This is a genomic window from Pseudomonas putida (assembly GCF_001941965.1).
GTDB lineage: Bacteria > Pseudomonadota > Gammaproteobacteria > Pseudomonadales > Pseudomonadaceae > Aquipseudomonas > Aquipseudomonas putida_L.
The window spans coordinates 1-19,540 of record NZ_MKZO01000030.1 but is presented as its reverse complement, the minus strand read 5'-3'; the positions used below and the strand labels follow the sequence as shown (position 1 = coordinate 19,540).

At 53.7% G+C, this 19,540-nt stretch carries 16 protein-coding genes and 1 pseudogene; 12 read left to right on the top strand and 5 right to left on the bottom strand.

The window, feature by feature from the left end; all coding sequences use genetic code 11:
• Positions 1 to 35 precede the first annotated feature (35 nt).
• From PSEMO_RS17780 to PSEMO_RS17770, 3 genes are all read left to right on the top strand, one after another.
• Positions 36 to 404: a histone-like nucleoid-structuring protein, MvaT/MvaU family gene (locus tag PSEMO_RS17780; protein WP_009405343.1), complete on the top strand. Its 369-nt coding sequence runs from the start codon at positions 36 to 38 to the stop codon at positions 402 to 404.
• A gap of 324 nt (positions 405 to 728) precedes the next feature.
• A complete protein-coding gene (locus tag PSEMO_RS17775; RefSeq protein WP_009405342.1) occupies positions 729 to 1,547 on the top strand; it encodes a hypothetical protein in 819 nt (272 codons plus the stop codon).
• A 298-nt stretch (positions 1,548 to 1,845) separates the two neighbouring features.
• Positions 1,846 to 3,537, top strand: coding sequence for a TnsD family Tn7-like transposition protein (locus tag PSEMO_RS17770; RefSeq protein ID WP_075804296.1), 1,692 nt, complete (start codon positions 1,846 to 1,848; stop codon positions 3,535 to 3,537).
• 51 nt (positions 3,538 to 3,588) lie between these two features.
• On the opposite strand, the gene PSEMO_RS33845 is transcribed toward PSEMO_RS17770, so the two are convergent.
• Positions 3,589 to 3,726 (bottom strand): hypothetical protein, encoded by a 138-nt coding sequence (locus PSEMO_RS33845; RefSeq protein ID WP_009405341.1) that lies wholly within the window; start codon positions 3,724 to 3,726, stop codon positions 3,589 to 3,591.
• On the opposite strand from PSEMO_RS33845, the gene PSEMO_RS17760 reads away from it, so the two are divergent.
• Entirely contained in the window at positions 3,725 to 4,321 is a 597-nt protein-coding gene (locus PSEMO_RS17760; protein ID WP_009405340.1) for a TraX family protein, read from the top strand. The genes PSEMO_RS33845 and PSEMO_RS17760 overlap by 2 nt on opposite strands.
• Positions 4,322 to 4,393: 72 nt before the next feature.
• On the opposite strand, the gene PSEMO_RS33015 is transcribed toward PSEMO_RS17760, so the two are convergent.
• Positions 4,394 to 4,525, bottom strand: coding sequence for a YHYH domain-containing protein (locus PSEMO_RS33015; protein WP_095158879.1), 132 nt, complete (start codon positions 4,523 to 4,525; stop codon positions 4,394 to 4,396).
• 202 nt (positions 4,526 to 4,727) lie between these two features.
• Here PSEMO_RS33015 and PSEMO_RS17755 point away from each other — a divergent pair, with 202 nt between their 5' ends.
• Together PSEMO_RS17755 and PSEMO_RS17750 are read left to right on the top strand one after the other, a co-directional pair.
• Complete coding sequence (locus PSEMO_RS17755; RefSeq protein ID WP_037061891.1) at positions 4,728 to 4,940, top strand: hypothetical protein; 213 nt, start codon at positions 4,728 to 4,730, stop codon at positions 4,938 to 4,940.
• A gap of 54 nt (positions 4,941 to 4,994) precedes the next feature.
• The gene (locus PSEMO_RS17750) at positions 4,995 to 6,080 is read left to right on the top strand and encodes an IS630 family transposase (protein WP_043859632.1); all 1,086 of its coding nucleotides are present in this window, start codon (positions 4,995 to 4,997) and stop codon (positions 6,078 to 6,080) included.
• A gap of 258 nt (positions 6,081 to 6,338) precedes the next feature.
• On the opposite strand, the gene PSEMO_RS17745 is transcribed toward PSEMO_RS17750, so the two are convergent.
• Positions 6,339 to 7,202 (bottom strand): DUF5677 domain-containing protein, encoded by an 864-nt coding sequence (locus PSEMO_RS17745; RefSeq protein ID WP_009395008.1) that lies wholly within the window; start codon positions 7,200 to 7,202, stop codon positions 6,339 to 6,341.
• 298 nt (positions 7,203 to 7,500) lie between these two features.
• Here PSEMO_RS17745 and PSEMO_RS17740 point away from each other — a divergent pair, with 298 nt between their 5' ends.
• Positions 7,501 to 7,935 (top strand): hypothetical protein, encoded by a 435-nt coding sequence (locus PSEMO_RS17740; protein ID WP_037058650.1) that lies wholly within the window; start codon positions 7,501 to 7,503, stop codon positions 7,933 to 7,935.
• Between the two features lie 399 nt (positions 7,936 to 8,334).
• On the opposite strand, the gene PSEMO_RS17735 is transcribed toward PSEMO_RS17740, so the two are convergent.
• Complete coding sequence (locus PSEMO_RS17735; RefSeq protein WP_009395004.1) at positions 8,335 to 9,009, bottom strand: heavy metal response regulator transcription factor; 675 nt, start codon at positions 9,007 to 9,009, stop codon at positions 8,335 to 8,337.
• A 486-nt stretch (positions 9,010 to 9,495) separates the two neighbouring features.
• Positions 9,496 to 10,839: an OprD family porin gene (locus tag PSEMO_RS17730; RefSeq protein WP_009395002.1), complete on the bottom strand. Its 1,344-nt coding sequence runs from the start codon at positions 10,837 to 10,839 to the stop codon at positions 9,496 to 9,498.
• A 405-nt stretch (positions 10,840 to 11,244) separates the two neighbouring features.
• Here PSEMO_RS17730 and PSEMO_RS17725 point away from each other — a divergent pair, with 405 nt between their 5' ends.
• The 5 genes and pseudogenes from PSEMO_RS17725 to PSEMO_RS17705 form a co-directional block, all read left to right on the top strand.
• On the top strand, positions 11,245 to 12,516 hold the full coding sequence (locus PSEMO_RS17725) for a TolC family protein (RefSeq protein WP_143502135.1): 1,272 nt from the start codon (positions 11,245 to 11,247) through the stop codon (positions 12,514 to 12,516).
• A gap of 66 nt (positions 12,517 to 12,582) precedes the next feature.
• Entirely contained in the window at positions 12,583 to 13,833 is a 1,251-nt protein-coding gene (locus tag PSEMO_RS17720) for an efflux RND transporter periplasmic adaptor subunit (RefSeq protein ID WP_009394999.1), read from the top strand.
• A gap of 24 nt (positions 13,834 to 13,857) precedes the next feature.
• Positions 13,858 to 17,019 (top strand): CusA/CzcA family heavy metal efflux RND transporter, encoded by a 3,162-nt coding sequence (locus PSEMO_RS17715; protein ID WP_009394998.1) that lies wholly within the window; start codon positions 13,858 to 13,860, stop codon positions 17,017 to 17,019.
• A gap of 155 nt (positions 17,020 to 17,174) precedes the next feature.
• Positions 17,175 to 17,498, top strand: a complete 324-nt coding sequence (locus tag PSEMO_RS17710; RefSeq protein WP_009394997.1) for a DUF2790 domain-containing protein — start codon at positions 17,175 to 17,177, stop codon at positions 17,496 to 17,498.
• A gap of 199 nt (positions 17,499 to 17,697) precedes the next feature.
• Positions 17,698 to 19,413, top strand: a pseudogene (locus PSEMO_RS17705) (heavy metal translocating P-type ATPase); the annotation flags it as partial.
• Positions 19,414 to 19,540: the final 127 nt, after the last annotated feature.

Below are 19,540 nucleotides of genomic sequence, written 5' to 3'. Positions count from 1 at the left end.
ACGATGTCAGCCAATCCCAAAAATGGAGTCATCAAATGTCGCGCTTGGCGGAGTTTCGTCAACTTGAACAACAGCTTGCAGCTCAGCTGGCTGAACTAGAAGCATTGAAAAACGATGAGGGCCTTAAACGCGAGATCGAGTTTGAGACAAAGCTTCGAGCCCTTCTGGCCGAACATGGCTTTGGCCTGCCGCAGGTGATTGAGTTGCTGGATCCGAAAGCCACGATCGTACGCCCTGTCAGGGAGCCCAAGATTAGAGCGGAGCGTAAGCAGCGCGCGCTGAAGGTCTACCTCAATCCTCACAGTGGTGAGGTCATCGAGACAAAAGGGGGTAACCACAAGCGCCTCCAGTACTGGAAGTCAGAACACGGCGCTGACACGGTCGAGTCGTGGCTTCAGCGATGAATGAAAGGAGACTGATCCTTGATTGGTCTCCTCCCCCCCGATTTGGGCTCTGAATCTGAACTCAAATGAACTATAAATTTTTCCTGAAAGCCACGTATTACATGGGCTAGAGAAGGAAAATCGGTATGCCTCCATCTAGATAAGGCGGCGCGAGATCTTCACAGTTGAGCCTTGATCAGTTTTCGGAGCTGCAACAGTGAAAAACCTACTTAGTTTTTTTGAGAAAGCGCTTTCCTCCAATCCAGTTAATCTTGCGTTATTTTGCTTAATGATCAGCCTTGCGCTGATGTTCTATGTTGTCTGGCTTGCATGGGGGAAGGCGTGATGGCGGCCAAGAGTGAGTGGGCGAAGCTGCCGATCAGATGGATCCACGAGGGAGCTCTTGTAGACTTCCGCGGCCGATCAACCAGGCCAAGCAGCCGATTGTTTTTGCACCTTGTGCAGCCAGAGGTCGATGCTCCTGCACTGCGCAACGAGAGCCTGGCAGCGCTCAAGCTCTTTCTGGTGCTGTGCTGCCGCGCGGACTTCTCCACAGGAATGGCCAAGGTCACCTATACGGAGTTGTGCAAGCTTGGTGTGATGTCTAGAGCGGTGGTAGCGCGGTCCCTTCTCAGACTCGAAAATGCCGGATTGATCGCTCGCGAGACGCGCGCCCTCAAGAGTGGGTCCTTGATCAAAATCGAGAAATGGAATGATGACTACGGTTGGGGGAAAATCCCGAAGCTGTGGCTATACGACGGCAACCTCGGACGTATGCTGCGTTTGAGCGAATTCAACTTTACGCAGCTGTCATTTCACGCCATGAAGATCTATCTGGCGATCTTGGCATTCCGAGATCGCCGCGGAATAGCGACCATCAGCTACGACCGTCTGGCGAGCTACACAGGGGTTCCCAGACATCACATCGCCGATACGATCACGCAGCTGTATGCCATGGAGCTGGTCTCGTTCCGCCCTGGTGAGTTTCACAACGAGCATCAATTTGACCGGACGAACCGATATTTAGTGCGAGGTTTCGATACGCGGTGGCCGGCGCTCGAAGAGGAGGACAAGCCGCCTGTCCGAAGCGCCGCTGCGCCTCAGCGCCCTTCCCAGGAGAATGTTGCCTCTGCCTTGGAATTCGTAAAGCCGAGCGAAAACTGAGTTTGTGGGTGGTGGTCAGCTCGCCATGTGATGCACACATTTTTTCAAGAAAGTGTTAAAGAATTTGAGAGTGGCACTGCCCTCAACCCCCCGAAAATCATGGCGCGCACTTGATATTTGCCGAGCAGATGCACACAGCCATATTGGCAAAAAAGTGTTGAAAGTATACTGGCTATGCGCCATCACACTTTTGTAAATTTCTAAAAGTCCTGACCCTGATACAGGGTTTGGTGTGATACAAGTGTACCGATCACGGAATGAGTGTTCTTCCCGAACCTAATTTGTAAGTCGGTAACCGATGTCTGATCTTCTATTTTTTCCCATGACTATGCCGGGCGAGATGCTGCACTCTCGTATAACTCGCTATCACTTCCTTTCAGGTAACAAAACCGTTGGGGAAACTTTTCGTGACCTTTTTGGCTCGGACGTTTTCTCCATAGGTACGCTACCCAAGCGGCTAGAGGTGCTCGCTGCCAGGCTACCTGGCGATGCAGAGGCCAACCTCGAGGAGCTGATTTCCACGAACACCACTTTCCCTTTGTACAGACCTTTTCTAGGCATCGCTCAAGAGGGGAATGATGGGGCGACAGGGCTCAGTTTTTGCCGGGTTGCGCGTGTTCCCCGTCGCGAAGGATCCGTCCACGGCAAGGCTAAACTGTGCCCCAGCTGTGTGCAGCAGGATCTACTTGAACTGGGTTATGCCTATTGGCACCGGTCCCACCATATACCGGGTGTCTCCGTCTGTTGGCGTCACGGTGACTTACTGATGCATGTTTGTCCCGAATGCACCCATCCGTTCTTCCGAAAGCTTCGGTTGCTTCCGAGTCTTACCGAGCCTTGCGCATGCGGTTGGAGTGCTCTCTCTCCAGCGGCGGCAAAGAAGGGAAGTCATCTTCAACAGAAGTTCGCGGAGTTCGCACACGAACTGCTTCAGCGAAATATACAGACGATGAGTAGTGAGGCCTTGTGTTCTTGCTATCTGCGCCAATGCAGAAAGCGCGGGTTTATACACGGTAGATTTACAGGCACTTCAAAGCTATTCGACAGTATCCAATCTAAATATGGTGATGAATCTCTATCGGAAATGGACAAAGCCTATGGAGCAGGTAAGCGTTCGCAGTGGCTTAGGTTTACTTCTCATCGAGGTCAGATGGATATGCCGCTCGCGCGTCATCTAATTATTGCGCTACATCTTTTTGGAACAGTAGATGAATTTGAGAGCGCATTGAGGCAAGAACTAATTCTTCAAAGTATTTCAGGTGCAAGATCTCGTTCGAACTTGGAAAAGCCAAAAGTCGGTAAAAAAGAACAGTGTCGGCAAAAAATCGAGACGATTCTAGCAGCACGAACAGATGTCAGTCTGGAGTATCTTTGGAGAAAGGCTTACCAAGCCACACGGTGGCTTAACGAAAACGATAACACCTGGCTGATGGCGAAGCTTAGTGGATCGAAGCCCGAATCGCTTAAGGTCGAGGACGTCAGCGATAAGCGAGACAGCGCGTTCGCCGCCATTCTGAAAGCGAAGGTTGAGGATCTTTACCTGATTTCTAAAGAACAGAAACGGGTGAACCTCGCCAATCTGCAAAAACTACTTCCTGTTCGCCTGCCTCCGAGTCCATCAGTACGTAAGAGCAGATTCCCGCTCACCGTGCAGCAGATTGAACTTCATTTGGAGTCTGTTTGGCATTTTCGACTGAGAAGGTTGATTTGTGCGATTGCGGATATGACAAGACTAAAGCTGCCACTTAACACCGGCGGTCTAAATTTGGTATCCACGGTACCTAATCCGGTCTTCTCTGTTCTTGTCAGTTTTTTTGAGTGGGATTTAGACAGCTTTTCCAGGAACGGTGTTGACCCCGAAGCACTTCTCAAATCAACCGGTGTTCTTAGGGATTGGCAGGGGCCCCCAGGATTCGACTTTTTGCTTGGGGGGAACGCGTACTATCGCAGAAAGTCATCAAGCGGGCCCTCAAGCAACGTGCTGAGCTAACAGTGGAGCAGAGTAATCGCTGCCGTCACCGCGATCATCGCGGAAGGCCAATCAAATGCCCCCACTGAAGCTCTGTGGCCAAAGCACGTGAGAGCCGAAGAACATGGCGAGGATGATGGCGTCCACCAGCACGATCAGCGGGAACGGCACGTTGAGGGCGAAGATCACCACGAACGAGGCGCCGGCCATGGCCCACAGCCAGCCATTCTTCAGGGCTCGCGAGCCGAGATTGTCTTTTCCCCAGTTCTGTCTGGCAGTCGTGATCAACGTTTTACGCAATCAGCCAGGTGAGTTATTCACTCAGAGCAATGGTCGGTACCTCGCATTTTTGGTGCTGTTCGCTGCTCTTTCTGAAGTCCCTTACCGGATGGTCAGCACCTCGGGCACCTTCAATGTCCTGGTCACGTTGGCGCTAGGGCTTCTGGTCGCTTGGAGAGTTCAGCACCGGACGCTCGAAAGCCTAGTAATGGCTGGCGGTGCAATTCTGGTGGGTTATCTGCTGAGCGAGCCGCTGATGTACTGCTTCTACGGGGTGTTCGTGCCGGCGGCTCTGGTGCTTGCCATCAAACGCCCCGAACTAATCGTCAACTCTCGTACTGGCCTATTCGAACAGGCGGCGCAGCTTGAGCCGTTCGCTGTTCTGGCGCTGCTGATCGCGGCTTTGGCTCCTTTGCTCGGTTTGGTTCTGTTCTGGGCCCGGCTGCCATTCAAGATCTTGCCAGTCACACAGTGGAGCTATTGGTTCTACCCGTCAGGGCTTCTGGGAATTCACAACCTGCTTTAGCTGCGGGCTTTGCTTTAACGCTGGCATCCCCTGGGTCAAGAACGCCAGCGCTGAAAGAGCCCACGCACTGCCTTAATGGCAGTGGCGCTCGCCCGTTTTGTGATTGGTGTGGCAACCCTTGGAGTCAGTACCACCGCTGTGTGCGAAGGCGGCTATCGAGGAGAACGAAAGGACGGCAGCAATCACGAGGGAAACGATTTTCATCAGGCTACTCCATGCTCAGCGTTGTAGTGGCAAATTGCCTTGGCGAGCATATGGCCAAGTGCCTCCCGTTAACAATCCTAATTGCCGCGAAGCCGATGAAAGGAATGACTGGTATGGGTCGTTAGCTGTCGTTCATGACGGGTATCTAACGGAGTGATCTGCTATGCGTCCTATACTCCCGTTGGCAAAACCGGAGGACGGCATGGACGATTTACGGAAAAAGATAGAGGCGGGTGAGCCACTGATGCAGCAGGCCATTGAGGCATTGCGAAGGTACCACGAAGCCAAAGCTGCGGGGCGCCCATCCGATGAGACCGAGCACCTGAGAATTCTGGCGGAGTCGTTACTTGAGGCCGTTTCGGAGTACCAACTTCAAGTATTTGGAGGCCCAACTAGTGTGGTGTTTCACAAGTAACACTCATATTTTGGTCTAGGCTTTTCAGCATCAGAAATGCCTCGGAGCAACGATATGAAAACCGGCCGACCTGCTGCCCTGATTGAGTTGAGCGACGAAGAACACCTCGAACTGCTTCGCCGCTCCCGGCAACGTAAAGGCCCCGCCGAATCCCGAATTCGGGCCGAAATCATCTTGGCGTGTGCAGGTGGAGAGTCAGGCACCTCGATCGCCCACAGGCTCGGTATTGGCGTGCACACGGTTTCACGTTGGAGGGTGCGATTCAGTCGGTTGCGGCTTGATGGTTTGAATGACGAACATCGCTCAGGTCGGCCTCGCAGCATTACCGATGAACAAGTACAGGACGTGGTTAATCAGGTACTGCAATCCAAACCCGAAGATGCCAGCCACTGGAGTACTCGCTCGATGAGTCAGGCAACCGGTATTTCTCCAGCCAGCGTCATGCGGATATGGCATGCCTTCGGACTCAAGCCTCACCTTGAGAAGACGTTCAAGCTTTCGACCGATCCTCTGTTCGTCGACAAGGTCCACGACATTGTTGGGCTCTATCTCAACCCGCCCGACAAGGCTCTGGTGCTCTGTATCGACGAGAAAAGCCAGATTCAGGCGCTGAACCGTACCCAGCCAAGCTTACCTCTTGCCCCCGGCAATCCCGTCACTCGCACACACGACTACAAACGCCATGGAACCACATCGTTGTTCGCGGCGCTGGACATTGCTACGGGTGAAGTCATCGGAAGATTGAAGCGTCGACATAGAAGCACGGAATTTCTTGCCTTCCTCAAAGAGGTGGACGCCAACGTACCAGAGGACATGCCTGTTCATCTGGTGATGGACAACTACGCGACACACAAGACCGACAAAGTGAAAGCATGGTTGGCAGCGCATCCGCGCTACCAAGTGCATTTCACACCGACATCGGCATCCTGGTTGAATCTGGTGGAGCGCTTTTTCTCGACGCTGAGCGAGAAGTGGATCAAGCGCCAGGCACACACCAGCGTGAAGGATCTGGAGGAGTCGATTGAGTACTACTTGTCCACTTACAACGCCAACCCTCGACCGTTTCGCTGGTATCGAAAGGCCGAGGACATTTTGGCGAGCGTCGGCCGGGCGGCCGAGGTATTAGGCCGAAAAATATGAATGTTACTTGTGAAACACCACACTAGGCCTCTTCATTAAAGGTTTATGTCTACAGCTTCTCTTGCCCCTCTGGACCCAAAGCTGCCTTTTATGGAGGGCTGCTGGGGTCATTAGCAGCCTTCCGCCAAGAGCAGCTTTGGGTCGTTAGCTCTCAATCGTCGATGGATACTTTCGCCGCTCAGCTATGCAAGCGACTGGTCAGATCGAACGCCAATCGATGGTCACATCGAATGCAAACAGGTGGTCACGTGGGTGCAATTACACATGGCTGTCTGGCTTGTAAACGTAATCCATATCCTCTGCGCGGATATTCCATTTTTCAGCAGTTTCCCGGGCACCTTCAGCATTGAGCAGTACCTCACGAGCGGGAGGAAACAGGCTTGAGTAGTGATGGGAAAAATGCCCGATCAGCATCAGAATTACCTGCAAGTTGGCCGACCCTAGCATGTATTGATCTGCGAGGTTTCTCGCTTGGCTACTTTGGAGGGTACCGATGAAATCGCTGTGTGCGTGGCCACTTAGAAACGGGTAGTAGGAGGTGAAATAAGTCTTGTGTAGCCCCGCATCCACCGCTAGGTCGTTCCAATGCCACCCTACGTCCCAGCTGCCTTTGCGAAGGCGGTCTTGCTGGGGAGCAGCATATTTTTGGAAGTGCGGTGAGCTTTGAATAGAGGGCCATAGTGCTGCTGCATCGGTCTCTGCCTTGTTTCGGGCTACTCTGGCGTCATCGATGGTTGCTGCTATTTTGCTTCGTTTCTTCCAGCCGCAGTATTCCCAAACGTTATGCCTAAACTCTCGCAGCGAATCATCCCCGCCGCTAAGGAGCCACGTCATTACCAGGTAATTTTCAAGCGCCGAACGGGTCAGAACTGCCATCGAAGAGTGATCAATGAAGCTGCCCGCAGGGATTGTCTCGTTCCTGAATGGAGACGGTTCGAGCAGTGTCCTCACTGAGCACATGTGCCGAAAGAGTTTCTTGGCCAAATCATGTTGACTGAACATCCACGCTGGGGTGTCGGCTGCCGGGTCGGATTGTTCTGCCTGGGCTGTGATCATTTCAGCCATCAACCCGATGAGGACCTCGAACTCTTTTTCCAGCCCGGTCTCTCGCTTGTACTGCATACACATCCTCCTTATCGCAACGTTCCAGTACGCTGAGTCTAGGCTGAGCGTGAACGCTCAGGGAGCCGTCAACGACTGCACAGGCCAACCCTGGATCTGCGAGACGGTGCAAGCCCGGAATAGCGCCTTTGCTCGCTTCGCGGAAGCATGTCGAAACCACCTATCGGATAGCGGTCGTATCTGCTCGTGGATTGGTAAATTTTGAATCAGTCTGAAGACGGGCATGAGCTGCGAGCTCATTGCGCGTACGGATTTGGTGTGGATCTGATTGCGGGGTCTGGCGAGGGGGGAGGCGATGATGGACAACGATGAGATTCGACGTAAGACGCGTCTGAGAGAGGCTCAATCCCTTGAAAGAGCTGTATCCAGGATCCTTGGCAGCGGCGATCTTCTTTGCTTTGAAGATTTAGCTAGTCGCATCCATTTTCAACCCAACCTATCCCGATCAATCCTCAGTACCTGGGAAGCCGAGAACCGTGTGTTCTCGATCATTGTGGATCATGAGGCCCTGTATCCACTCTACGCATTTTCACCCGAAGGTGAGTTGCTGCAATGCATGAACGATATCATCCTGACGTTATCCCCCCGGAAAACTGGCTTAGGAATGGCGCTCTGGTTCGGTAGTTCCAATAGCTATCTCGCGGGTAAGAAGCCACTCGAGCTCTTGCTTCTCGATCCTGCGCTCGTCTCCTCAGCGGCTCGTGCCGAGGTCTGTAGCTTCCTCCAAGGTTAGTTCAGGTCTACATTGGAGGCGCTTTTGGATAGTAGGCGCTCCCTAAACCCAACCTGATCCGAAATAGGTAGTTCGAGAAGCGATGCGATTGTCGGATGCAGTTCCAAGACAGGAGTGCTTAGCGCCGCCTGCAGCCGGCGTTCCAGCGCGCGCCTGGGGGCTCCGCCAAGCGGCTACCCTCGTGGCTAAAACTCGCAAAAAATTATTTATCGAGAAATAGGAAAGAATCCTTTTGGGATAAGCCGGGGCTAAAAACCGATCGCCAAGTCCACGGGAAAATAATATCGGCGTCGTAGTATTACCCCCGAGAAAAAGCAAACCCAACCAAGCAGGAGGTTGGTATTCGCAAGTGACAAAAGTTTACGTGAGATCTACTTAAATATGCTGGTTGCTGGAGCTTTAGCGCTTCTCCAGTACATACCCAACCCCTCTAAGTGTATGGATTAACTTGCTTTCAAAGGGGTCGTCTATTTTCGCCCTGAGCCTACGGATAGAAACCTCAACTACATTGGTGTCGCAGTCAAAGTTCATATCCCAAACTTGAGATATTATCTGCGTACGGCTAAGCACCAGTCCGGTGTTGCGCATCAAATAATGCAGAAGCGCGAACTCTTTAGTCGTCAGGTCAATTCGTTGCCCGTCCCGGAATGCTCTGTGGCGGCTCTGGTCGAGTTCCAGATCAGCTACTCGAATTGTTTCTGTAGACGATGGGTGATCGGACCTACGCATCAAGGCGCGGACGCGAGCAAGCAGCTCAGGGAACTCAAATGGCTTGATCAGGTAGTCATCTGCGCCGTTCTCAAGACCTCTGACCTTGTCGACCAAGCGGCTCCTCGCGGTGAGCATCATGATGCGCGAAGGGCAATTTTTTCGCCTTAGTAGCTCGAGAACCTGCCAACCATCCATATCTGGAAGGTTTATATCGAGAATGATCACCTCGTATTCGTGTTGTTTGGCCAGGAATAGACCATCTGGACCGGTATGTACGCAATCAACGACATAACCACACTCTGTTAGGCCTTGGCGCACATATTCCGCAGTTTTAACCTCATCCTCAATTACCAGAATTCGCATTTGATTTTGTCTCGATATCACTGAGCCATTAACCGTGCGCTTGCGCCGGTGTTACTGAACGGATGATAAATCATGACTAACGTATTAGGGCTCAAATTACATATTTGTAATTTGTAAGCAATGCGCCTGATAACCTTTCGGTATACTGTGTCGCAGTTTTCGTCACCATGATCCCTTTGACTAGAAGGTGATTTAGCCTTATGAAATATTTGGTTGTTTTCTTCTTTGTTTTGATCTCGTTTCGTTCAGATGACGGAGAGGTTCCTCACATTGAAGAGACCGAGCACTGGTGCAGTCATGAGCTACATCGACATGCGATGCATGTACTCGAACGAATATTTAAATTTTAGGTGAAAAAAAGGCGCCCAAAGGACGCCAAATATCCACCTTTTACCAAAGGAGCAATTAAGCTACTCAAGGTGAATTCTTGATGTTAAGTCTTTGGTTGATTCGGATATTTATTAATATCCGAATCAACCGGTGCGATTACAGAATCGAGAGTGGGTACTCCACGATCACACGAGTTTCATCCAGATCCGATTCAAACGCAGTGGCGCGAGTAGTGGCCTGGCGCAACCGGAAGGACAGGTCTTTGGCTGGACCTGTTTGTACGACGTATTTGACCTCGACATCACGCTCCCAACGCTTCTGATTGGTGAGTGGATCGCCGTTATTGTCAGTGCGCATGTAGAACTGGTTGGCGTTCGAGTAGTCTGCGCCTGAGCCTCTGGCGTAGCGGGTCATGAACGAAAGTCCAGGAATGCCGTAGCTAGACATGTTCAGGTCATAGCGCAGCATCCAGGAGCGTTCCTTCGGAGAGTTGAAGTCGCTGTATTGGATCGAGTTGTCGACGAAAATGGAATCCGACTGACGCAGATAATCGAAGTCGTCATCGCCGTTGTTGCGCTGGTGCGACAGTGCGAGGGTATGAGCACCATAACGTACTCCGACCTTAGCACTCCAGATGTTGTTATCGAACTCACCCAGGCGTCGCTTGCCCTCATCTACAGCCTTGTAATAATTGAAGCCACCGAGCAGCGCGAGGTTGTCGCTCAGTGGGTAAACGACGCTGGTGCCAGCGTAGTATTGATTCCAGACATCTTTCAGTTGACTGGCGTATACGCTCACGGTGACATTGTCGTTGACCTGATAGTCGCCACCACCGTAACCGATCCAAGGCGAGTTTACCGGGCCGCCATAGAAGGTAACGAAGTTATCGTTCAGGTTGCTGGAAACCGGCTGGCTCATCGCATGCAGTCGACCCCCCTGCAGGGTGAGGCCCTGGATGCTGGTGTTTTCAACCGTCACACCACGGAAACTCTCTGGCAGCAGGCGAGAGTCGCCCGATGCAACCACGGGCGTCGATGGAAAAACATCACCCACCTTCACCACGGTATCGAACAAGCGGACTTTTGCTGCGCCACCAACCTTGGTGTACTCATCGCGAGCTTCGCCCTTGTTATCAACGGGAAGCACGTCGAAGGAGCTTCGGCCGCCGTTGCGTCCGTCGCCGGTATCAAGCTTGAGGCCGATCATAGCGAAGGCATCAACACCAAATCCGACTGTACCTTGGGTAAACCCGGAGTTGAATTTGGAAATGATCGCGTGTGCCCAGGCTTCGGAATAGCCATTGGTATTGCCCTTGCCGCTATTATAGGTAGGGGCAGAACCATCGCGATTATCACGATTGAAGTAGAAGTTTCTGTTCAGGACAGTGAGGCTACTGCCTTCAATAAAGCCTTCCGGCTTTTCTTCAGCTTGTGCCGAGATAGCATAGCTTCCAGAGAGCGCAGAAACTGCGGCCAGATAAAGTGGTACCTTAATTCTCATTCGATGCTCCTTTGATTTATGGCAGCTTTTATTATGTTTTACTTGCGCGGGCGTCTTTATATGTTCTAACCCGGCAGCGCGCCTAGCGTAGCGCCGAGCTAATATTTGCAGGGCAAAGATAACGAGAGGGTGATAGATCAATTACAATTTCGTCATCTGTTCGTTATCTTTCTCGGTTTTACGCGTGCTACTCATTTGCCTGGTCTGTAATAAAATCCGTCACATGGGCCGATTTCTTCAGTGTTTACAGGTGATACCGGCATTTCTTACGAAATTGTAATTTTCTAGCCACCCCTCTGATAGCTGCCGCTGATTAGAGTGCCATCACCTAATCCAGTGGGGCTTGGCAGCTGATTCCGCGTTCTCGCCAAGCTTTATCAAAGTTTGTGCACGAGGACTATCAAAGTGCCCCGGTATAACCGCAATATTTTAACCAAGACCTCTGTCTCGCCCTGGAAGATCGCTGCGCTCTGTGTGGCTATCTCCGGATTGATGGCACCTGGTGCATTTGCTCAAAGCATCAGCTTGCCGCAAGCACTCTCCACAGCAATGGATGCCAACCCAGATCTCGCTGCAGCTAGACAGGAGATTGGGATAGCGGACGGCGCCCGCAAGCAGGCTGGGCTTATCCCCAACCCCGAAATTTCGTACGACGTTGAGGACACTCGTCGGAGCAACAGCCAAACGACCGTTACGCTTAGCCAGACGCTCGAGCTTGGTGGTAAGCGGGGTGCCCGCGTTGAAGTCGCCACCTACGGCCAAACTGTCGCGCAGTTGGAGTTAGATCGTCGTGTAAACGGACTGCGGGCTGACGTCGTTCAGGCTTTTTACGCAGCCCTGCGGGCCCAGACTGGGTTGGATTTGGCTAAACAATCTCTGGAGTTGACTGAGCGTGGCCTTCGGGTTGTCGATGGACGCGTCCGCGCAGGTAAGTCTTCCCCTGTGGAGTCCACGCGTGCCCAGGTGCAACTGGCCGAAGCCAAGCTGCAGGTTCGCCGCGCTGAAACGGAGAAAGCGAACGCCTACCAGCAGCTCAGCCAAATTACTGGTAGCTCGGTGACCGTATTTGATCGTCTGGACTCTCCGACCCTGTCTCCGGGGGTGCCTCCTCAGACGGAAGAACTGCTTTCGAAACTCGATCAGACTGCCGAGATGCGTCAGGCAGTAGTGCAGATCGACAAGAGCGACGCCTCGCTTGGTGCAGAAAGAGCACAACGTATTCCGAACCTAACGGTGAGTGTGGGTAGCCAATACGACCGCTCCGTGCGTGAGCGTATCAATTTGGTTGGACTGTCCATGCCACTACCTCTGTTTGATCGTAATCAGGGCAACATTCTTTCCGCTTCTCGACGTGCAGATCAGGCCCGAGACCAGCGTAACGCTGTGGAACTGCGACTTCGTTCGGAAACCCAGACCGCACTGAACCAGTGGACCACCGCCATGCAAGAGGTTGAGTCCTACGACAAGACCATTCTGCCGTCTGCCCAGCAGGCTGTGGAAACCGCAACCCGCGGATTCGAGATGGGCAAATTCGGCTTCATCGAGGTGCTGGATGCCCAGCGCACTTTGATCCTCGCGCGTGGCCAGTACCTCGACTCGCTGGCAGCTGCGACCAATGCGCGTGCGCAGGTGGAAAGGGTTTATGGCGACGTTGGTACGAGTGCCGGCGTTCGCTGAACAGGACACACAATTCTTGAGCACTGGTTTTGAAAAACGCGGTGCCTACGATCAGCAGGAGTAGCAATGGATAACAAACGCAAGATCGCCCTCGCGGTTGCCGCTGTGGCAGCCCTCGGATTTGGCAGCCTTGCCTGGGATAGCAGTTCCGAGTTGCAGGCAGCCGGCGCTGCCGAGCACGGCGCTAACGATGGCCATGGCGACGAAAAAAAGACCACTTCATCCGCCCAAAAGGCTGGTGATGAGGGGCATGGTGAAGAAGGCCATAGCGAAGAGGGTGGAGAGGAAGAGGGCAAGCTGACGCTCAGTGCCGAGCAGATCAAAGCAGCCGGTGTCGTCTTGGAGTCTGCAGCTCCTCGTGACCTGGGCACAATTGTGAGTTTCCCAGGCGAGATTCGCTTCGATGAAGACCGCACTGCACACGTTGTTCCTCGTGTACCGGGTGTTGTGGAAACTGTTCAGGCCAACTTGGGCGAGACGGTCAAGAAGGGCCAAGTCCTCGCTGTGATCGCTAGCCAACAGATCTCTGATCTGCGCAGTGAGCAACAAGCCGCACAGCGTCGCCTAGAACTGGCCCGCGTGACCTTCGACCGTGAGAAACAGCTGTGGCAGGACAAGATCTCTGCCGAGCAGGATTACCTCCAGGCACGCCAGGCGCTGCAGGAGGCCGAGATCTCGCTGGCCAACGCCAAGCAGAAGGTCGGCGCGATCGGTGCCTCGGTCAATTCCGTTGGCGGTAATCGCTACGAGCTTCGCGCCCCCTTTGACGCTGTGGTGGTGGAGAAGCATCTGACCATGGGTGAAGTCGTCAGCGAGGCGACCAACGCCTTCATTCTCTCCGACCTCAACCAAGTCTGGGCCACCTTCGCAGTTCCTCCTACCGACTTGGGCAAGGTCGTGACTGGCCGCGCCGTGAAGGTTTCTTCGCCTGACATGAACGTCTCGGTCGACGGCAAGGTGGGTTATGTCGGCAGCCTGTTGGGCGAGCAAAACCGTGCAGCGACCGTCCGCGTGACCCTGACCAACCCTAGCGGCGCTTGGAGACCAGGTCTGTTCGTGAACATCGCGGTCACCTCTCAGACTGATCGAGTCGCCGTTGCAGTTCCTGAAAGCGCCGTACAGACCGTGGAAGACAAACCTTCGGTATTCGTGCGTACCCCAGAGGGCTTTGACACTCGCCCGGTAAAAACCGGCCGCCGCGACAATGGGTATGTGGAAATCACCGACGGCATCGAAGCCGGCGCCCAGGTTGCAGCCAGTGGCAGCTTCACACTCAAGTCCGAGCTTGGCAAAGCATCTGCCGAGCACGGGCACTGATGCGAACTGACAGGATGATTTCTCATGTTTGAACGTATCATCAGATTTGCCATTGAGCAGCGCATCGTCGTAATGATCGCTGTTCTGATCATGGCCGGCATCGGCATTTACAGCTATCAGAAGCTGCCGATCGATGCGGTACCCGACATTACCAACGTCCAGGTGCAGATCAACGCTTCAGCGCCTGGCTATTCGCCTTTGGAAACCGAACAGCGGATCACGTTTCCTGTTGAAACGGCCATGGCCGGTCTCCCGGGCCTTCAGCAGACCCGTTCCCTGTCTCGCTCTGGCCTGTCTCAGGTCACCGTGATCTTCAAGGACGGCACGGACATCTTCTTTGCTCGCCAGTTGATCAACGAGCGATTGCAGGTTGCGAAGGAACAGCTGCCAGAGGGTGTAGAGGCCGTAATGGGTCCGGTATCCACCGGTCTTGGCGAGATCTTCCTGTGGACCGTCGAAGCCGAAGATGGCGCAGTCAAAGAGGACGGTACACCGTACACGCCCACCGACCTGCGGGTAATCCAGGACTGGATCATCAAGCCTCAACTGCGCAACGTCCCAGGTGTGGCCGAGATCAATACCATTGGTGGCTACGCCAAGCAGTTCCTGGTCGCGCCGGATCCGAAGCGCCTTGCTACCTACAAGCTAACCCTCAACGACCTGGTCGCAGCGCTGGAGAGCAACAACGCCAACGTTGGCGCCGGTTACATCGAGCGTAATGGTGAGCAGTTGCTCATCCGTGCGCCGGGTCAGCTAGGCAACATCGAAGACATCGCCAACATCGTGATCTCCAGTGTGGATGGCGCTCCTATTCGCATCAGCAACGTCGCTGATGTCAGCATCGGCAAAGAACTCCGTACAGGTGCTGCCACTGAGAACGGCCGCGAGGTCGTGCTCGGTACCGTATTTATGCTGATCGGTGAAAACAGCCGTACCGTGTCCCAAGCTGTCGCTGCCAAGCTGGCTGACATCAATCGCACCCTGCCAAAGGGCGTGGTCGCCGTAACTGTTTACGACCGTACCAACCTGGTTGAAAAAGCTATTGCGACGGTGAAGAAGAACCTGGTGGAAGGTGCGATCCTGGTAATCGCCATTCTGTTCCTGTTCCTCGGTAACATCCGTGCAGCACTGATCACCGCGATGGTGATCCCGCTGTCCATGCTGTTCACCTTCACGGGTATGTTCAACAACAAGGTCAGTGCCAACCTAATGAGTTTAGGGGCGCTCGACTTCGGCATCATCGTAGACGGTGCCGTGGTTATCGTGGAAAACGCGATCCGTCGCCTGGCTCATGCACAGCACAAGCATGGCCGCATGCTAACCAAAGCCGAGCGCTTCCATGAGGTCTTCGCTGCCGCGGGTGAAGCTCGCCGGCCACTGATCTTCGGCCAGTTGATCATCATGGTGGTTTACCTGCCGATCTTCGCCCTCACCGGCGTCGAAGGCAAAATGTTCCACCCCATGGCCTTCACCGTCGTGATGGCGCTTCTGGGTGCAATGATTCTTTCCGTCACCTTCGTACCTGCGGCCATCGCCATGTTTGTCACTGGCAAGGTCAAGGAAGAGGAAGGTGTGGTGATGCGCACTGCGCGGCGCCGTTATGAGCCGGTTCTGCAATGGGTACTTGGGCATCGGAATATTGCTTTCTCGGCCGCAGTAGTCTTGGTCGTGCTGAGCGGTGTGCTTGCAAGTCGTATGGGTAGCGAATTCATCCCTAGTCTGAGTGAGGGGGACTTTGCTATGCAGGCCTTGCGTGTGCCTGGGACGAGCTTGAGCCAGTCTGTTGAAATGCAACAGCGCCTTGAGAAGGCCGTGATTGAACAGGTGCCGGAAGTAGAGAGGATGTTTGCGCGTTCGGGCACGGCAGAAATTGCATCTGACCCGATGCCGCCCAATATCTCCGACGCCTACATCATGCTCAAACCTAAGGACCAGTGGCCCGACCCCAAGAAGCCTCGCGATGAGCTGATTGCTGAAGTGCAGAAAGCTGCTGCCAACGTTCCAGGCAGCAACTATGAGTTGTCCCAGCCCATCCAACTGCGTTTCAACGAGTTGATTTCCGGCGTTCGAAGCGACGTCGCTGTGAAAGTTTTTGGCGACGACATGGGTGTGCTCAACAGCACGGCTAACAAGATTGCCTCAGCGCTCAAGGCGGTACCGGGCTCTTCGGAGGTCAAGGTTGAACAGACCACCGGCCTGCCGGTGCTGACTATCAACATTGATCGTGAGAAAGCCGCACGCTACGGTCTGAACATTGCGGATGTTCAGAACTCGATCGCCATCGCTGTCGGTGGCCGTACGGCCGGCACGTTGTATGAAGGTGACCGTCGCTTCGACATGGTGGTGCGCCTGCCTGAGGCCGTGCGTACCGATGTAGCAGGTATGTCCAGCCTTCTGATCCCTGTGCCGGCCAATGCCTCTCAAGGCGCCAATCAGATTGGATTCATCCCGTTGTCGCAGGTCGCCAACCTGGACCTGCAACTGGGTCCGAACCAGATCAGCCGCGAGAACGGCAAGCGTCTGGTGATCGTCAGTGCCAACGTCCGGGGCCGCGACCTTGGGTCGTTCGTTGAAGAGGCCAGCGCGTCCCTGGCAACGAATGTGGAGATCCCCGCCGGCTACTGGACCAATTGGGGTGGTCAGTTCGAGCAGTTGCAGTCGGCTGCCAAACGTCTGCAGATTGTCGTTCCGGTCGCTTTGCTGCTGGTCATGACCTTGCTGTTCCTGATGTTCAATAACCTCAAAGACGGCATGCTGGTCTTTACCGGCATTCCATTCGCTCTCACTGGTGGGGTCATGGCGTTGTGGCTGCGGGACATCCCATTGTCGATCTCCGCAGGTGTTGGCTTCATTGCGCTCTCAGGTGTGGCGGTGCTTAACGGCCTGGTGATGATTGCTTTCATCCGAGGCCTGCGAGAGGAAGGACGCACGCTCAGACAAGCCGTCGATGAGGGCGCTCTGACTCGACTTCGCCCCGTTCTGATGACTGCCTTGGTTGCATCACTGGGCTTCATCCCGATGGCCTTGGCCACTGGTACCGGGGCAGAAGTTCAGCGGCCACTGGCGACGGTGGTGATCGGTGGGATCTTGTCTTCCACGGCGCTGACCTTGCTGGTACTTCCCGCCCTGTATCATTGGGCGCACCGCAAGGATGAAGACGGCGATGAGGTCGAAGTCGTCAACTGATACTCGTTAAGAAAAAGCCCACAATATGCATTGTGGGCTTTTTTCTATCTGAACTAGTTTAGCCAACCTTACAAAATTGTAAGTCTCTCGTCATGCCGGTGATGTCTGTAGGTTGCTAGAGTTACATCCGAGAAAGTCTTACATTGAGAGGATGTATGAAGAAAATTATTGTTGCTGCTGCACTTGTTATTTTTTCAATAGCTTCGCAAGCCAGCACTTTTTCGGAGAAAAGACAGCTGCAATATATCCAGGAGCATCAGACTGCTGTTGCAAAGTACGCGGAGAAAAATGGCAAACCTATGCCGGAGATACAGGACTATAAATACGGTATGAAAATTGATGTAGCAAAATTTGTTCGTCAATCTCAAGACCCCCGTACCTGCAAGGTTTACTCGCGGTTGATGACCTTCGAAGACTCCCAGGGTACGCTAAAGACAGTCCGTTATTCTCTGTATTCGCAGTGCGTAAATGATAAGTAGTGTTCGTTTTTCTTCGAAAAATAATCGATTTTATAAATGCCAAGCAATGCTTGGCATTTTTTATTTTCTCTGCAGCTATTTGGTAACGGCTGGTCTTGTTTTTCGGCGCCTGCGAGTACGTAGTGGAATAAATATCAGGTCACCAGACACGATGCCCAATAACTGCCCCCAAAGGTAGTAGCCTCAGAAAGGACGAGTTATGAAAGTTTTGCTTGAACACCCAGACGAAAAAGTAGGGTCTGGAAGCCATAGTCATGAGCATGGTGGCATATTTGGTATGAACACCGAACTGGTCTTCGCGCTAATCTGTGGCACTCTCCTGGGAGCCGGAGCTCTCGCAGGGAAACTCGGCCTGATTGATAGACTGCCGCTGATACTCTACGTATCTGCTTATGTCTTCGGTGGTTGGTTCACAACCAAGGAAGCTATCACCAACCTTCGCCAAAAACGTTTCGAGATCGATACGCTAATGCTTTTTGCGGCCGTAGGGGCTGCAAGCATGGGGGCTTGGGCAGAGGGGGCTCTGCTACTGTTCCTCTTCAGTCTGGGGCATTCCCTTGAAAGCTATGCGATGGGCCGGGCGAAAAAAGCTATTGAGGCGCTGGCCAAACTCGCACCTGCAACCGCCATCGTACGACGCTCCGATGGTACGCAGGAAATGCCAGTGGATCTTGTGGTGCCCGGTGACGTTGTCATCGTACGCCCAAATGATCGCCTGCCAGCCGATGGTTTTGTGGTCGTAGGGTTCTCGAGCATCAACCAGGCTCCTGTGACCGGTGAGAGCGTCCCAGTGGACAAAAAACCAGTCGCTAGCGCAGCTCTCGCGCGCAGTAAGCCGGATGCTGTAGATGCTGCATCCAAGGTTTTCGCGGGCACCATCAACGGCGAAAATCTGATCGAGATCGAGGTGACACGGCGCTCCACGGAAAGCACCCTGGCGCGAGTCATCAAAATGGTCAGTGAAGCAGAGGTCCGGAAGTCGCCGACCCAGCGATTCACGGATCGCTTCCAGCGGATTTTCGTCCCTTTGATCCTGCTCTTGGTGGCAGGCCTGGTATTTGCCGGCATTTTTCTCGACGAGCCTTTCCGAGATTCGTTCTATCGCGCCATGGCCGTTCTGGTAGCCGCAAGTCCCTGTGCGCTTGCGATAGCAACACCCAGCGCCATTCTTTCAGGTATCGCCAGAGCTGCTCGGGGTGGGGTGTTGATCAAGGGTGGTGCACCGCTTGAAGAGCTTGGCTCATTGAGCGCCATGGCATTCGACAAGACTGGTACCTTAACCGAAGGACGCCCTCGTATTACCGATGTAGTACCCGTGGGCGGTACCAAGATCGAAGACCTTCTGACTGTTGCAATCTCCGTAGAGTCGATGAGCGACCACCCGCTCGCTGTAGCCATTGTGCGCGACGGTGAAGAGATGATTGGAACCAGAAGTAAACCCCAAGCAACGAATGTGAGGAACCTGGTTGGTCGGGGTGTCCAGGCTGAGCTAGATGGTCAGCAAGTTTGGATCGGCAAAGTTGAGATGTTTGGTGCTGATGGTATTCCCTCCCTCACCGAACCTGCTCTGGAAGCTGTGGAGCGACTGCGTCAATCAGGTCGCACAACGATGATTGTGCGCCGTGGTGATCGTGATCTGGGAGCGATTGGATTGTTGGATACGCCCAGGGAAGGAGTGAAGGAGGCGCTTCAGGAGCTCAAGCAAATGGGCATTGAACGCATGATCATGATCTCAGGCGATCACCGTCGCGTTGCAGAAGCTGTCGCCAAACAGGTGGGCTTGGATGAGGCGTGGGGGGATCTAATGCCGGATGACAAGGTTCAGGCTATCAAGAACCTGCGCATCACCTCCAAAGTAGCGATGGTAGGGGATGGTGTGAATGACGCCCCGGCCATGGCCAATTCTAGCGTGGGGTGTTGCCGCTGACCGAAAACTGACCCAGTAGAGGCTGTTCTGCCGACTGAAAACTGACCCAGGTGTTCAACTGCTTCTGCTCAATTTTTGAGCAGGAGAACACAGGGTGATCAGTATGGAAATGATG

Coding starts and splice junctions, on each gene's coding strand:
- PSEMO_RS17780 (WP_009405343.1), top strand. CDS start 36: ATGTCGCGCTTGGCGGAGTTTCGTCAACTTGAACAACAGCTTGCAGCT.
- PSEMO_RS17775 (WP_009405342.1), top strand. CDS start 729: ATGGCGGCCAAGAGTGAGTGGGCGAAGCTGCCGATCAGATGGATCCAC.
- PSEMO_RS17770 (WP_075804296.1), top strand. CDS start 1,846: ATGTCTGATCTTCTATTTTTTCCCATGACTATGCCGGGCGAGATGCTG.
- PSEMO_RS17760 (WP_009405340.1), top strand. CDS start 3,725: ATGGCCCACAGCCAGCCATTCTTCAGGGCTCGCGAGCCGAGATTGTCT.
- PSEMO_RS33845 (WP_009405341.1), bottom strand. CDS start 3,726: ATGGCCGGCGCCTCGTTCGTGGTGATCTTCGCCCTCAACGTGCCGTTC.
- PSEMO_RS33015 (WP_095158879.1), bottom strand. CDS start 4,525: ATGAAAATCGTTTCCCTCGTGATTGCTGCCGTCCTTTCGTTCTCCTCG.
- PSEMO_RS17755 (WP_037061891.1), top strand. CDS start 4,728: ATGGACGATTTACGGAAAAAGATAGAGGCGGGTGAGCCACTGATGCAG.
- PSEMO_RS17750 (WP_043859632.1), top strand. CDS start 4,995: ATGAAAACCGGCCGACCTGCTGCCCTGATTGAGTTGAGCGACGAAGAA.
- PSEMO_RS17745 (WP_009395008.1), bottom strand. CDS start 7,202: ATGCAGTACAAGCGAGAGACCGGGCTGGAAAAAGAGTTCGAGGTCCTC.
- PSEMO_RS17740 (WP_037058650.1), top strand. CDS start 7,501: ATGGACAACGATGAGATTCGACGTAAGACGCGTCTGAGAGAGGCTCAA.
- PSEMO_RS17735 (WP_009395004.1), bottom strand. CDS start 9,009: ATGCGAATTCTGGTAATTGAGGATGAGGTTAAAACTGCGGAATATGTG.
- PSEMO_RS17730 (WP_009395002.1), bottom strand. CDS start 10,839: ATGAGAATTAAGGTACCACTTTATCTGGCCGCAGTTTCTGCGCTCTCT.
- PSEMO_RS17720 (WP_009394999.1), top strand. CDS start 12,583: ATGGATAACAAACGCAAGATCGCCCTCGCGGTTGCCGCTGTGGCAGCC.
- PSEMO_RS17715 (WP_009394998.1), top strand. CDS start 13,858: ATGTTTGAACGTATCATCAGATTTGCCATTGAGCAGCGCATCGTCGTA.
- PSEMO_RS17710 (WP_009394997.1), top strand. CDS start 17,175: ATGAAGAAAATTATTGTTGCTGCTGCACTTGTTATTTTTTCAATAGCT.